The organism is Ensifer sp. 2TAB8 (genome assembly GCF_052115125.1).
Classification (GTDB): domain Bacteria; phylum Pseudomonadota; class Alphaproteobacteria; order Rhizobiales; family Rhizobiaceae; genus Ensifer.
Genome location: NZ_JBFRGB010000027.1, coordinates 73,442 through 87,462, shown reverse-complemented (window position 1 = coordinate 87,462; position 14,021 = coordinate 73,442). Strand labels below are relative to the sequence as shown.

The 14,021-nt window shown below is 63.1% G+C and carries 13 protein-coding genes and 1 pseudogene; 7 read left to right on the top strand and 7 right to left on the bottom strand.

Annotation, left to right across the window (positions count from 1 at the left end; genetic code table 11):
- The 3 genes and pseudogenes from AB4Z53_RS29710 to AB4Z53_RS29700 all read left to right on the top strand — a co-directional run.
- Positions 1-151: pseudogene (locus AB4Z53_RS29710) on the top strand (S-(hydroxymethyl)glutathione dehydrogenase); the annotation flags it as partial.
- A 116-nt stretch (positions 152-267) separates the two neighbouring features.
- Positions 268-843, top strand: coding sequence for an S-(hydroxymethyl)glutathione synthase (gene gfa / locus AB4Z53_RS29705; RefSeq protein ID WP_291156394.1), 576 nt, complete (start codon positions 268-270; stop codon positions 841-843).
- A gap of 56 nt (positions 844-899) precedes the next feature.
- Entirely contained in the window at positions 900-2,309 is a 1,410-nt protein-coding gene (locus AB4Z53_RS29700) for an FAD-binding oxidoreductase (RefSeq protein WP_441599033.1), read from the top strand.
- An 89-nt stretch (positions 2,310-2,398) separates the two neighbouring features.
- On the opposite strand, the gene AB4Z53_RS29695 is transcribed toward AB4Z53_RS29700, so the two are convergent.
- From AB4Z53_RS29695 to AB4Z53_RS29670, 6 genes are all read right to left on the bottom strand, one after another.
- Positions 2,399-3,514 (bottom strand): branched-chain amino acid ABC transporter substrate-binding protein, encoded by a 1,116-nt coding sequence (locus AB4Z53_RS29695; RefSeq protein WP_441599032.1) that lies wholly within the window; start codon positions 3,512-3,514, stop codon positions 2,399-2,401.
- 29 nt (positions 3,515-3,543) lie between these two features.
- Positions 3,544-4,122 (bottom strand): hypothetical protein, encoded by a 579-nt coding sequence (locus AB4Z53_RS29690; protein ID WP_113540981.1) that lies wholly within the window; start codon positions 4,120-4,122, stop codon positions 3,544-3,546.
- On the bottom strand, positions 4,115-6,922 hold the full coding sequence (locus tag AB4Z53_RS29685; RefSeq protein WP_441599031.1) for a 2Fe-2S iron-sulfur cluster-binding protein: 2,808 nt from the start codon (positions 6,920-6,922) through the stop codon (positions 4,115-4,117). Before AB4Z53_RS29685 ends, AB4Z53_RS29690 begins: the two co-directional genes overlap by 8 nt.
- Positions 6,903-7,187, bottom strand: coding sequence for a sarcosine oxidase subunit delta (locus tag AB4Z53_RS29680; protein WP_113540979.1), 285 nt, complete (start codon positions 7,185-7,187; stop codon positions 6,903-6,905). The genes AB4Z53_RS29685 and AB4Z53_RS29680 overlap by 20 nt, the downstream gene beginning before the upstream one ends.
- Positions 7,188-7,196: 9 nt before the next feature.
- On the bottom strand, positions 7,197-8,450 hold the full coding sequence (locus tag AB4Z53_RS29675; RefSeq protein WP_113540978.1) for a sarcosine oxidase subunit beta family protein: 1,254 nt from the start codon (positions 8,448-8,450) through the stop codon (positions 7,197-7,199).
- 264 nt (positions 8,451-8,714) lie between these two features.
- Entirely contained in the window at positions 8,715-9,374 is a 660-nt protein-coding gene (locus tag AB4Z53_RS29670; protein ID WP_441599030.1) for a TetR/AcrR family transcriptional regulator, read from the bottom strand.
- Positions 9,375-9,776: 402 nt separating this feature from the next.
- Between AB4Z53_RS29670 and chrA the strand changes: the two genes are divergently transcribed.
- Both chrA and AB4Z53_RS29660 read left to right on the top strand, forming a co-directional pair.
- A complete protein-coding gene (gene chrA, locus AB4Z53_RS29665) occupies positions 9,777-10,979 on the top strand; it encodes a chromate efflux transporter (RefSeq protein ID WP_441599029.1) in 1,203 nt (400 codons plus the stop codon).
- A 147-nt stretch (positions 10,980-11,126) separates the two neighbouring features.
- Entirely contained in the window at positions 11,127-11,348 is a 222-nt protein-coding gene (locus AB4Z53_RS29660) for a heavy-metal-associated domain-containing protein (RefSeq protein WP_113540975.1), read from the top strand.
- Between the two features lie 20 nt (positions 11,349-11,368).
- Here AB4Z53_RS29660 and AB4Z53_RS29655 read toward each other — a convergent pair whose 3' ends face one another.
- Positions 11,369-11,923, bottom strand: a complete 555-nt coding sequence (locus AB4Z53_RS29655; protein WP_441599038.1) for a cytochrome c — start codon at positions 11,921-11,923, stop codon at positions 11,369-11,371.
- A 118-nt stretch (positions 11,924-12,041) separates the two neighbouring features.
- Between AB4Z53_RS29655 and AB4Z53_RS29650 the strand changes: the two genes are divergently transcribed.
- The gene (locus tag AB4Z53_RS29650; RefSeq protein ID WP_441599028.1) at positions 12,042-12,404 is read left to right on the top strand and encodes a hypothetical protein; all 363 of its coding nucleotides are present in this window, start codon (positions 12,042-12,044) and stop codon (positions 12,402-12,404) included.
- Positions 12,405-12,497: 93 nt separating this feature from the next.
- The gene (locus tag AB4Z53_RS29645; RefSeq protein ID WP_441599037.1) at positions 12,498-13,955 is read left to right on the top strand and encodes a multicopper oxidase family protein; all 1,458 of its coding nucleotides are present in this window, start codon (positions 12,498-12,500) and stop codon (positions 13,953-13,955) included.
- Positions 13,956-14,021 lie beyond the last annotated feature (66 nt).

Genomic DNA, 14,021 nt, shown 5'->3' with positions numbered 1-14,021 from the left:
CACCGACGTGCCGAAGATCGTCGACTGGTACATGGAGGGCAAGATCGAGATCGATCCGATGATCACCCACACGATGCCGCTCGAAGACATCAACAAGGGCTTCGAACTGATGCATTCCGGCGAAAGCATCCGCTCGGTGGTGCTATACTGAGCGCGGGTTGAGGAGTGTTCCAGACTGCAATTGCATTTCACGTTCCGCCGCGCCACCGGCCGGCGGCGCCAGTGAACAGCCGGGCATCGGGCACCGGCCAGAAGGAGGAGAAGCCTATGCCAAGCATTGCCATACATCCGTCCCTCGACAGCGGGTTCAAGGCGACGGACGCCGCCTTTTCCGGCGGCACGCTCGTCTGCAATTGCACGAGCAATCCCGTAAAGGTCCGCGTCAAGGGTGACATCGCCCACAACCACGCCTGCGGCTGCACCAAGTGCTGGAAGCCCGGCGATGCCGTTTTCTCCGTCGTCGCCGTGGCACCGACGGATAACATCGAGGTTCTGCAGAACGGCGACAAGCTGGCGGTCGTGGACCCTACCGCGCTGATCCAGCGCCATGCCTGCAAGGACTGCGGCGTGCACATGTATGGCCCGGTGGAACGGGACCACCCGTTCAAGGGGCTGTCTTTCCTGCACCCCGAACGCTTCCAGGAAACAGGCTGGGCAAAGCCGGGCTTCGCGGCCTTCGTCTCCTCGATCATCGAGAGCGGTTATGATCCGGCGAAGATGGATGGCGTGCGCGCCCGGCTGCGCGAACTGGGTGTGGAACCCTATGACTGCCTCAACCCGGGCCTCATGGATTACATCGCCACATGGACGGCCAAGAAGAGCGGCGCGCTCAAATCGGCCTGAACACGCAGACGCAACCATCTGAAAAACTTCAGACATCAACCCGCAGGTCGTATCGCATGGATTGCCTCAAGCCCGCGTTCAAAGCCGAAATTCTGAGAATTGTCGGTGACGGAAATTTCAAGGACGGAGAGGCCATCTCCACGATCGACTACGGAGTGGCGCCCGAAAATCTGGGGGCGCGCGCCGCCGTGTTCCCCAGAACGGCCGACGAAATTGCGGCGGTCGTCAAATGTTGCCGCGCGCACGGCGTTCCGCTCGTTACTCATGGGGGACGAACCGGGCTCGTCGGCGGTGCCGTATCCAGGCCGGGCGAGCTGGTGCTCTCGACCGCCCGCCTCAATCGCATCCTGCACATCTCGCCGATCGAGCGCGTTGCGGTGGTGGAGGCCGGCGTAACGCTGCAGGCACTGCAAGCGGCCGCCGCCGAACATCGACTGGAGACAGGGATCGATTTGCCGTCGCGCGGGTCGGCAACGATCGGCGGCATGGCATCCACCAATGCAGGGGGCATTGCCGCGTTTCGGTTCGGGGTCATGCGGCATCGCATTCTCGGTATGGAGGCCGTGCTTGCCGATGGCTCCATCTACTCCGACATGACACGAGTCGTGAAAAACGCAGCCGGCTACGACCTGAAACATCTCTTTGTCGGAGCGGAAGGCACGCTCGGCATCATCACGCGTGTTGCCGTCAAGCTCGAACCCCAGCCGGCAGCCACCGCTACGGTCCTCTTCGGTCTGCCGTCTGTGGATGCGGCGCTCGCAGTCGTCCGTCGCGGCCTCGACGCCGAATACGGTCAATTGCGCGCGGCCGAGGCGATCTGGCACACGTACTTCCGTTTGACAGCCGGCCATCAGTCCTGGTCGGCCGCGGACTACAGGACCGACCATCCGATCAACCTCTTGGTCTCTCTCGGTGGGGCTGACGAGGGAGCGTTGCAAGCGGAGCTGGGATGCATCTACGAGAACGTCATCGCCGACCACCCCGACGCCTCGGCCGTGATCGCCTCTTCGGGCGCGCAGGAGGTCGATCTCTGGCGCCTGCGCGAAGACACGGACCTGATCTATCGAAAACATCCGAGCGCGCCATCCTACGATGTCTCGGTCCCGCTTTCGGAGATCGGCGCCTATCTCGAGCGTTGCCTTGAGGGGCTATGGGAACTGGATGCTGCCCTCGACCCCTACGTTTTCGGCCATCTCGCCGACGGAAATCTCCATATCGTTCTCAATGCCGCCGGCAGCGATATCCCAGCCGAAAAGGTCAAGGCAATCGAGACGATCCTTTACAGGGATATCGGGGGGATCGGTGGAGCGTTCTCCGCCGAACACGGGATCGGCATCAAGCGCGTGGGGCAATTGTCGGATATCTCAGGCCCTGTGAAACTGGCGCTGATGCATCGCGTGAAGGAAGCGCTCGACTCTTCGGCGATCCTCAATCCCGGCAAGGTTCTGCTTCCGGTTTCTCTCTGAGGCACATCAGCTCCTCGTGCGTCTCTCGCCGACGACGGTTTTCTTGAGGCGGGCGGGATCAACTCGCCCGCCTCGAATCATTGGGCCAGTTACTTGGCGATCGCCGCGTAGGCGCCGTTGCTCCAGCGGTTGATGTCGTAGCTGGCATCCTTGAGGTCGCCCTTTTCGTCGAAGGCCACCGAACCGACGACGGTGTCGATCGGCTGGCCGTTCTTCAGAGCCTCTGCGACCTTCGTCGGATCGTCCGAACCGGCACGCTCAATGCCCTGTGCGAATGCTTGAATGACCGCGTAGGAGAAGAGTGTGAAACCTTCCGGCTTGAAGCCGCCGGCCTGAATCTTGGCTACCGCCTCCTTCGCCTCAGGCTTGGACTGCGGATCGGACGGGAAAACGAAAAGCGTGCCCTCGCCCGCCGGGCCCGCGACCTGCCAGAACTCCGGCGAGGCGATCGAGTCCGGCATGATCAGCTGGAATTTGTACTTCTGCTCGGCGGCCTGGCGCAGCATCAGGCCGGCTTCCGGATGGTATCCGCCAAAATAGACCACATCGGCCTTGGCCTCCTTCAGCTTCGTCACGAGCGCGTTGTAGTCCTTTTCGCCCGCGTTGATGCCCTCATAAAGGACCTCCTTGAGGCCACTTTCGTTCATGGTCGCACGCACCGCATTGGCCACCCCCTGACCGTAGGCGGTCTTGTCGTGCAGGACAGCGACGTTCTTGCCTGCATATTCCTTGGCGATCCAAGGGCCGATGAAGGCGCCCTGCGCGTCGTCACGGGTGTAGAGACGCATGATGTTGGTCCAGCCCTTGGCCGCCGCATCATCCGTCATGACCGGGTTGGACGAGGCCGGGCTCATCATCAGCGTGCCGTTCTCGGCGTAAACAGCCGATGCCGGAATGCTGGAACCCGAGCAGGCATGGCCATCGACAAAGCTGATGCCGCTCGCCGCGATCCGGTTGGCAACCGAAACGGCCTGCTTCGGATCGCATTGGTCGTCTTCGAACTGCAGCTTGACCTGACGGCCAAGCACGCCACCCTTGGCGTTGATCGCGTCTGCAGCCGCCTGAGCGCCCTGCCTGAACTGGTCGCCGATCGTGGCGAGCGGCCCGGTCAGCGGACCTGCAACGGCAAAGGTCAGATCATCCGCACGCGCGGCTGTCCCCATGAGCAGGCCGAGGGCCGTGCCGATAATCAGAATACGTCTCATTGTCTCAACTCCCTTTTTGTTGCCCGCTTTCACGCGGTGCACTCCTCCAACACGAAACATTCATTCTCGAGGCCGCCGGTCTTTTCGCAAAAGAGCGGCTGGCATTCGAGCCATTCCCATAGATAGGCAGCAAGCCCTCGGTCGACGTGAACACGCAACGTTTGCGTGTCTCCGTGGAAATAGACACTGCAGGTCAGGCCGCAAAACTGCAAGGCGGCGCAGGGGCCGGCATTGTCGGGGTCGATCGTCGTTGCCCGCGCCAGGAGATCCCGCACGCCCTCGCCGCGCGCTTCGAACACACGCTGTGCCGAACCGAGCGCGGTCACTCCATAGCCGTCCTGATGCCAGCCCGCCGCACACGCGGACGCCAGCAATCCGACCACAAGCAACCGGTCGCGCGAGACGCGTACGGCATAGCGCTCGCCCGTGGCGAGACCCAACGCGCCGATATCCTTGGCGAGACCATAGCGCTCGCGAAATCGCTCGATATCGCCGCTGACGAGATGCTGCGTCAGCCCGGAGACGGCACGCACCTCGACCGCTCGACCTGTCAGGCATGCGCTGTTCCAATCAGGCTCGGGCTTCCATTTGCGCGAATTGTCAAGCATGGAGCCGACCCCCATCCGTGTCGAAGGCGCAAGGAGCGACGATACGGGCGCGCCGTAGCTCCCGCAGATGCTGAAACTCGACGATCTCTCCCATACGCGAAAGCCCACGCTCGATGAGCCCGAGCGCAATCGGCCGCTGCAACACAGGGCTGAAATAGCTAGAGGTGACAAAACCGGCACTGCGGATGCCGCTCGTATGACGCTCGATCCCGTGCGCACCGGTCGGCAGAACGCCTTTGCCATCGACGATTTCGAGCCCGACGAATTGCCGCCGATCGGGACGCTGGGCATCCTCCGTGATCAGCGAGCGGCGGCCAAGAAATTCGACCTTCTTCTTCTCAAGCGGAGCGGTCAGGCCGAAATCCATCGGCCGGCTCGTGCCGTCTGAATCCTTGCCGATCACGATGTAGCCCTTCTCCGCGCGCAGGATCATCAAAGCTTCGAGGCCGAGCAAGGTGACGCCGAAGGTCTCCCCTTCGCGCCGCAGTCGCGACCAGAGTGCACCTGCCAGGTCGGCAGGCACGGAGATTTCGTAGGAGCGCTCACCGGTGAAGCTGATGCGCGCGACCCGCACAGGCGTTCCTTCGAAGAGGCCTGATGCGACCGCCATATGCGGCAAAGCAAGGTCGTCGAGCGAGACCCTAAGGTCTATCGTTTCCAGCAGCGCCCGCGCACGGGGGCCCGTGATTGTCAGCGTCGCCATCTCGGCGGTCGCGTCGTGGATGAACACCCGCCGGCGGTCGAAACGATCCTGCCGCCATTCTTCCAGGAGGGCATGAACCCCGGCAACATGCGACGAGGAGCACGAGACAATGAAGCGGTTCTCGTCCAGTCGCACCAGTACCCCGTCATCATAGACATTGCCGGCTTCGGTAAGGATGAAGCCGTAGCGGCACCGTCCTGCACCAAGGGTCGAGACCGTGTTGTAATAGATGAAATCGAGGAAGGACGCGGCATCCGGTCCGAGAACCTCGATCTTGCCGAGCGGCGAGCCGTCGAAGAGCGCGACGCCGTTGCGCGCCGCCCTGGCCTCTTCCTGGATCCGTTCTTCCGGCGAGCCTGCCCCATAGAAGGCCGGGCGAAGCCAGCCGCCATATTCGCGAAACACCGCACCTTCGGCCCTATGTTCCTTTTCGAGCGGCAGCCGCCGCAGCGGGTTCATCCGGGTCCCGGAACGGGCACCTGCGAAGGAGGCGAGCGGCACTGGCGTGAAGGGCGGGCGATAGGTGGTCGTGCCGACCTCCGGGATCCGTCGACCGGTCAGTTCAGCCATCAAGGCCAGGCCATTGACGTTGGAGGTTTTACCCTGGTCGGTCGCCATGCCGAGCGTGGTGTAACGCTTCAGGTGCTCGACCGAGACGAAGTTCTCTCGGACAGCCAATTCCACGTCCTTGGCCGTGACGTCGTTCTGAAGATCGATCCAGACCCGTTCCTTCGCATCGGGCTTCGGCCAGGCGGCAACAATGTCGAGGTCTCTCCCGGTGCCACCTGCAAGCTCCGGCGGAAGAGAGAAATCACCCGCAGCGGCGCCGATCACCTCCACGCCAGCAACAGGGCGGCCGGGGACGAAGGCGAGAATGTCGTCACGCCAGTCGAGCTTGCCCTGCGCCTGGCAATAAAGATGGACCGTCGGCGTGAAGCCGCCCGAGACGAGCACCGCGTCGGCCTCAAGCGTGCTGCCATCAGACAACTGCACGGCGCTGACCGCACCCTTGCCGCTCGCAGATCTGACCGTGCGCCCCTGCAGGACGCGTATCGCCGAGCGGACCTGGCGCGTCGTTCGATAGTCGACGACCGTGACGTCGGCGCCGACGGCAGCGAGCGCCTCCGCCGTCTCGTAGGCGAGCCCGTTGTTCGTTGCGACCACGACCTTGCGACCGGCCGCAACGCCGAAGCGACGGAGATAGACGAGCGCTGCTTCCGCGGACATGATGCCCGGCAAGTCGTTGTTGCCGAAGGGCAGCGGCCGCTCGATGGCGCCGGTCGCAAGCACGAACGATTTCGCGCGGACACGGAATAGCCGGTCCGGCGCACCGTCGGCACCCCGTTGGTTCAGGCCCACCAGACCGTGGTCATAAATGCCGAAGGCCGTTGTGCCGGCCAGCACCAGCGCGCCGGCCCGTTCCAGTTCCTCAACGACATTTTCAGCCCATTCGACGCCCGGCTTTCCTTCCATCTGCCCCTCGTGGAAGAGCAGGCTGCCCCCGGTCCTGACACCGTCGTCGCAGAGCAAGACCCGGCGGCCGGCCCGCAAAGCGGAGCGCGCCGCAGCAAGGCCCCAGGGTCCTGCGCCGATCACCAGCACGTCGCAATGATGGTTGATCTGTTCGGCAAGTCCCGCCCCCTCGGCATTCGTGTCCAGGGTTCCGAGGCCCGCCATCTGCCGGATGCGCGGCTCGAACCGGTGCCAGTCAGGGAACATGAAGGTCTTGTAGTAGAAGGCGGCCGGAATGAAGCGCGAGAATGCGTCGAGGAAGGCATGACGGTCGTTCGCGGCGGTCGGCTCGGCATTGACCGAGCGAACGACCATACCGTCCTCGACGAGGATCTGTGTCGCCCGACTGTTCGGCATGCCGCCTGCGATGTCGATGAGCGCGTTCGGTTCCTCGACCCCGGCACCCCAGAGCCCGCGCGGGCGGTGGTACTTGAAGCTGCGGCCGACAACGGCCACGCCGTTGGCAAGCAATGCCGAGGCAACGGTATCACCGGTGTAAGCCTCGACCACCCTGCCATCAAAGGTAAACTGCAGCGGCCGTGTCCTGTCGATGGCCGTGCCGTCTTCAGTGCGCCATGCCGTCATCGCCGCCTCCATTTGCCAGCGCAATCGCCTGCGCCACCCCGTGGTGCACGGTATCCCGCTCCATGCGGAACACCTCCCCACAGGTCATGTGCATCCAGATCTCGTTTGCCGGGCCCCGCGGGTTGTTGCGGTCATGCAGATAGGCGGTCCATTGACCATCGGTCACATCGCGAAAACCTTCCGGACGCAGATTTCCGGCATCGCCGCCGAAGTGAAACTCGCTCTCGCTCCTTGGGCCGCAGAACGGGCATGGAAAAAGCTGCATTCCGTCCTCCTAGTGCGCGATGCCCGAGCCGGCCGCTTCGTCGATCATGCGGCCACGCGCGAAGCGGTCGAGATCGAATGGACGGCTGACGTCGTGGTGTTTGCCGGTGGCGAGCAGATGGGCGAGCAGAGTGCCGCCGGCCGGGATGGCCTTGAAGCCGCCCGTTCCCCAACCGCAATTCAGGAAGAGGCCAGGCAGCGGACTCTCCCCGAGGATCGGCGAAGAGTCCGGCGTGACATCGACGATGCCCGCCCATTGCCGCATCAGCCGGAGCTGCCGGAAGCTCGGGAACATTTCAAGCAGCCCCGAAACGACGTGTTCAAGCACCGGAAGATTGCCGCGCTGCCCATAGGACGGAACCCGATCTAGGCCGCCGCCGATGACGAGCTCGCCCTTGTCCGACTGGCTCGCATAGGTGCCGGTCGCCGGAGACAGCACGACCGTATCGAGCGCCGGTTTGATCGGCTCGGATACGCAGGCTTGCAGAGCGTAGGACGTTATCGGCAAACGGAAGCCGGCCTTTTCGGCGAGATGAGAGGAATTTCCGGCCACGACCATGGCGACGCGGTCAGCCCGGATTTCGCCCCGGCTTGTCTTCACGCCGCGGCAGCGGCCTCCCTCGACGAGGAATTCCTCCACCTCGCAGGACTGGATGATGTCGACGCCCAGCCTGTCGGCAGCGCGCGCATATCCCCAGGCGACGGCATCGTGCCGCGCCGTCCCGGCCCTTCCCTGCCACACACCGCCGAAGACCGGATAGCGCGCTTCGGGCGAGAGGTTGATCAACGGCAGCACGCGGCGCACGTCCTCGACGTCAAACAGCTCGGCGTCCGTACCGTTGATCTGCATGGCGTTGACCGTGCGCGCGGCCATTTCCATCTCGGCCTCGCTGTGCGCCAAGGTGATGATGCCGCGCTGCGAGAGCATGATGTTGTAGTTGAGCTCACGCCCCAGCGCCTCATAGAGGCGGAGGGCCATTTCGTAGAGCGCGGTGCTCTCCGGGAAGAAGTAGTTCGAGCGCACGACCGTCGTGTTGCGTCCGGTGTTGCCTCCGCCAAGCCATCCCTTCTCGATGACCGCGATGTTGCGGATGTTGTGGTTCCTGGCGAGATAGTAGGCGGTCGCGAGGCCGTGACCGCCGCCGCCAATGATCAGGATGTCGTAGCGCGGTTTCGGATCGGGAGAGCGCCAGGCCTTCTGCCAACCCTTCTGGGCGTTGAGACCTTCCTTGAAGAGCGAAAAGGCGGAATAGCGCCGCGTCATCTGGAGGCACCATCGCCTGGGGGCGTCGCACCTGGCGGATCGGCGGACAAGGCTGGCTGCTGCATTGAATGCCCTCGCGATGGAGGAATCGGCGCATCCGTGGTCCCGCGCGCCCGATCCATACGGGCATCAATAATGATTCTAGACACAAATGTCTAGACGATCGCGTCACCAACGACGCCTGAAAGCACGCTCCTGCCCAGTCGTTCGGCATATTATGGCCAAACAGCGAACTTCAGCGTGTACAGACATGTCCATTTTGACTCAACTATCGGGTTGAACGCGTCGCATGACTGCGGTGAACGACTCGACTTCTTCATCGGAAGGAAGACGACCGGTGAAGCTGAGCAGGTAGGGGCGAAGCAACCGCAAGCGCATTTCGCGACCGTCGCGTATTCCAAGCGTAAAGTGGCCGACTTGCGTGAAATAGAGCACGCGGGCCCGGATAAAGGCTTCTTCCTCGGGATATTCGTACCGCAGAAACATCCGGGTGATCGCATCGACGCGCTGGTCGTCCGCCTGGTCCACCACGCCGCGAACCACGGCATCCACCTGCCCCCAGGACCTGACGGCCGCGTCGAGCCGCGGATCGAACATCGACGGGTCGACCCAGCACTCGAAGATATGGCAGACCGCCTTCGTTACGGTGGGCGCCGGACGCAACGCCCGCTCGAGGATCGGGCTGGTGTTCTTGGTGAGCCAGTGTTCCAGCAACTCCGCGTGCAGTGCCTGCAGATCGGCAAAGAACCAATAGAAGCTCGACCGGGAAACCGCGAGTTTCTTGGCCATGACCTGGATCTTCACATTGGCGATACCCTCTTCGATCAGGGCATCAATGCCGGCATCGATCCAGGCCTCCCGCGTCATGCGGCCAGCCTGCTTCGTCGCTTCCTCTTTCGCCCCACGGGGCTTCTTTACACTCACCATATCTCCTTGGCCGAACCGCCGGCAGTTTGCGGATCTGGTCCTGATGTTGCCCAAAGCGGAAGCGAGATCAAGCTGCTAGGGCGCGCATCGCCGCCACAAGCATCCACGGCCATCGCCTGCACACGGAAAATCATCCGGCACGGAACCTTCACAGTCACACGCCTGTCACCGAAGCCCACGATATCTCGGCACCCTGTTCGACCGCCGGAATGAAACTCGACCATTGCTTCCGCAGTCGGTTCCGGTATCGAGTTCAATGTCCGCTAACTGGGCGGTCCGCACACGCGTCAGACAGAGGCGAGAACGGCCGCCGCCGAAGGCTAGATCCGGTTGCGGCATCGAACGAGCTGGAGTCGCAGCAGAGCCTGGGAGTTGTTGGTGGGGTCATCGGCGAAAACAATGCGTGAGCAGGCAGTAAGACCGTACCAGGGCACGCCGACCGAAGTCTTCGGCGCTTTCTTGAAGCTGGGGCTGACGTCGTTCGGCGGGCCGATCGCGCACCTCGGTTACTTCCGAGACGAATTGGTGGTACGTCGCAAGTGGATCGACGAGGCCGGCTATGCGGATCTCGTCGCGCTATGCCAGTTCCTGCCCGGCCCGGCCTCAAGCCAGGTCGGCTTTGCGCTCGGCCTCCTGCGTGGTGGCCCGCTCGGCGCGCTCGCCGCCTGGGCCGCATTCACGCTGCCGTCTGCGCTGCTGCTGATCGCTTTTGCCATGGCGGCGACCACCTTCGGCGGCCCGATCGGCACGGGCCTGCTGCACGGGCTGAAGGTTGTGGCCGTCGCGGTCGTCGCCCAGGCCGTATGGGGCATGGCAAAGAGCCTCACACCGGACCGCGAACGCGCCAGCATTGCCCTTGCTTCCGTGCTCATCGTCGTGTTTGCGGCGGGTGCGGTCGGGCAAATCGCGGCGATCGCATTCGGTGCACTCGCCGGTGCCATGCTGTGCCGCAACGACTCAGTCGCGGCATCCACACATTTCAGCTTTCGCGTCACACGACCGGTCGGCATCGTCTGCCTCGTCGCCTTCTTCGCCTTGCTCGGCCTTCTGCCGGTCCTTGCGGCAGTTTCCCAGAACTGGGCACTCTTCGACGCCTTCTATCGCTCCGGCTCTCTCGTCTTTGGCGGCGGACATGTGGTCCTGCCTTTGCTCCAGGCCGAAGTGGTCGCTCCGGGCTGGATTTCCAATGATGCATTCCTTGCCGGGTACGGCGCAGCCCAGGCAGTTCCAGGCCCGCTCTTCACCTTTGCAGCCTATCTCGGTGCGGTCATGGGGCCAGCTCCGAACGGCATTCTCGGCGCGGCCATCTGCCTTGTCGCGATTTTCCTGCCCGGCTTTCTGCTGCTCATCGGCGCCCTTCCCTTCTGGGACAGTTTCCGCAAGCGCCCGCTCGCACAGGCTGCGATGCGCGGCGCAAACGCAGCCGTGGTCGGCATCCTCGGCGCGGCGCTCTACAGTCCGGTCTGGACCAGCGCCGTATTGAACGCCTACGACTTCGCTCTCGCGCTGACGGCGTTCATTCTGCTCGTCGTATGGAAGGCGCCACCGTGGATCGTTGTGGCGCTGACGGCCGCAGGCGGAACTGCTCTGCACCTTCTCTGAATTCCGCAGACCATCAAGCGCGCTGGGTGTGTTTCCATCGCAGTTTCTTCGCCAGGAAGAACCGAATTGTTTGTGCGCGCTTTGCCCTTGACCTTACCATCGTTGGAAGCCCCACATTCGGATACGTCAGATCAAATGGAGTTTCCAATGTACCATCTCAACATCCCCGACATGACCTGCGGACACTGCGCCGGAGCCGTCGAGAAAGCGGTAAAGTCGGTCGATCCCAGCGCCAAGGTCGCGGTCGATCTCGATGCCAAGACCGCATCGATCGACTCTCAGATCGGCTCGGATGCCTTCGTTACGGCGATCGAGGAGGCCGGCTACCAGGCATCCTTCAAGAAGTCTTGCTGCAGCCACGTCGGGTGATCCACGCCTGCCAGGGTCGATCAGTCTTTCACGCGGAACTTCGCGTGGCAGGACGTGCAGACCTGCAGCATCGTGTGGAAGGCGTGTTCGGCGGGCATGGACATCGGATCGGGGGCTGCCGTCTTTCTCTTGGCGAGCGGCCCACCCATCTTCGCATCACCACCGTGCATTCGCATACCGGGAGCAAGGACATCCGGGTTGCGGTCTACCGCGATAGAGAGTGCTGCGGCGTAGAGTTCGGCCGCCAGTTTGTCGAACGCCGGTCGCTCGGCTTCGATATTGACGCTGGCCTTTGATCCTTCGGCAGCGACGGTGCCTGCGAACAAGCGCGCCAGTCGTTCGCCTGAATAGGTTCGAACGGTTTCGGCGGCGGCTTTGAATGCCTTCGCATCATAGGGCGATGCGCCTTTGAACATGGCATCGATATTCTTGGCGGCAGCTGCCATCATCTTCATCTCCTGCTGCCGCTCGCGAACGATGTCGGTGGCCGCGCGCTGCGCCATTGCCGTTGAAAAGCCCGCAAAGGCAATCACTGCCAGGACGAGCCCGGACCATTTTGCCGCATTCGAACACATTCGGGTGCAATCCTCCTCGCGAGAGCCGCGCGCTTTTCGCCGATTGATCAAGGTCAAGGCGAGACTTGCAAGCATCACGCACTGTGCTTGAATACAGCACGAGGTGTCGGACGAAAACATGATCGCCGCCAGCCAGATCGCCCGGAAACATGCAGCAGAATTGCTGGCCATCGTGGTCGCCGTTCTGTTTTTGCTCGTGCCTATGGCTGAAGCTGCGCCATTTGAATGCGGGCAACACATTGCGGGCAGCGAGCATGTCGTTTCCCCGCAGGGCAAGACCGATCTCCACGCCGACACGGAAACAGGCAGCCAGAAAGCGTGCTGCAAACGTATCTGCAGCCTCTGCTATGCGCTGTTCCCGGCTCCAGTCTTCGACGAAGTAATCCTGAACAGGGGCGGCCGCCGAGACCTTAATCCGCAAGCCCCCATCTACGGCATCATCTCCCGCCCCGCCATCGGCCCTCCTCGTTCCGCCGGGTGAGCAGCAGTCGCTTTGTCGGCTGCCTTCCACGATCGCACCCAAGCGGCGCGATCCTCGTCGGCATCGGCCGACACGGAGCATGAGGTAATGGATATGAAACGCCGTGAATTCCTGGGCGGACTGATGTCGGGCGCTGTGGTCGCCGCATCCGGTGCCGCATTCCATCCAAACAAGAGCTGGGCTGAGGTCGGCAAGGCAACGTCATCGGGCGCAGGGACCCGTTCGCTTGCGATCACCAAACGCGTCATCGAGGTGAATGGCAAGGCCGCCAACGTGTTCGGGCTTCTCCAGGCCGATGGCACCGCGGGCCTGACGCTCGACGCGGACGGGCCGTTCGACGTCGCCCTTTCAAATCAAGGCGGCGAAGCAACGCTCATCCACTGGCACGGGCTCGCGCCACCGTGGGACATGGACGGCGTGCCGGACAATCCGGCAGCGCTTCTGAAGGCGAATGAGACCCGGCGCTATACGTTTCCGGTCGGCTCCGGCGGCACACACTGGATGCATGCGCATACGCTGCAGGAGCAGAACCTGCTGGCCGCGCCGCTGATCGTGCGGACTGCCGAGGACAGACAGCGCGACGAACAGGAAGTGGTCATCCTTCTGCATGACTTCTCCTTCACGCCGGCCGAGGAACTGCTCGCCAAGCTCAAGGGATCGTCGGGCGGTCACGGAATGGACCACGGCGCGATGATGCAGGGCATGGCATCCAACATGCAGGACCACATGTCCGGAACGGCAATGCCGGGCATGGCCGCCATGGATCTGAACGACATCGAGTATGACGCTTATCTCGCCAACGACCGTACGCTCGACGATCCGGAAGTGGCCATCGTCGAGAGCGGAGGTCGCATTCGCCTGCGCATCATCAATGGCGCGACAGCCACTGCCTTCACGATCGACACCGGCGCACTGAGCGGACAGCTGATCGCCGTCGACGGGCAGTCGGTGCAACCGGTTTCCGGAAACCGCTTCCCGATTTCAATGGGACAGCGGCTCGACATCCGGCTTGCGCTTCCGAAGTCAGCGGAAGCTCGAGCCATCTTCGCGCTGCGCGAAGGTACGGATCATCGCACAGGCATCATCCTGGCGCCGTCCGGTGCAAAAATTGCCAAGATCGCATCGCGTGGAACGGAGCCCGGGCCGATTGTCGGGCTCGACCTCGAAGAGCGGCTCGCCGCTGCCACGCCACTTCCCGTTCGTCCTGCCGACCGTCGGTTCGAATTGACGCTGACGGGCAGCATGAGCGGTTACGACTGGCGGATCGAGGGCGGCGACGACCTTAGCATCCGCGAAGGGGAAAGGATTGAGGTCGTCATGCGCAACATGTCGATGATGTCCCACCCGATGCATCTGCATGGGCATCACTTCCAGGTGGTCGGCATCGGCGGAAAGGCACTCGCCGGCGCTCTGCGGGACACCGTTCTCGTGCCGCCGATGGGGAGCGTTAGCGTCGTGTTCGACGCCAACAATCCGGGCCGCTGGCCCCTCCACTGCCATCACCTCTATCACATGGCATCGGGAATGATGTCCTTCGTCGCCTACGCGTAACCAGGATACGCCCGGCGCCATCCATGGCGGAGGTGCCGGGCGCTAGCCTTGTTATCGGCGAGCACC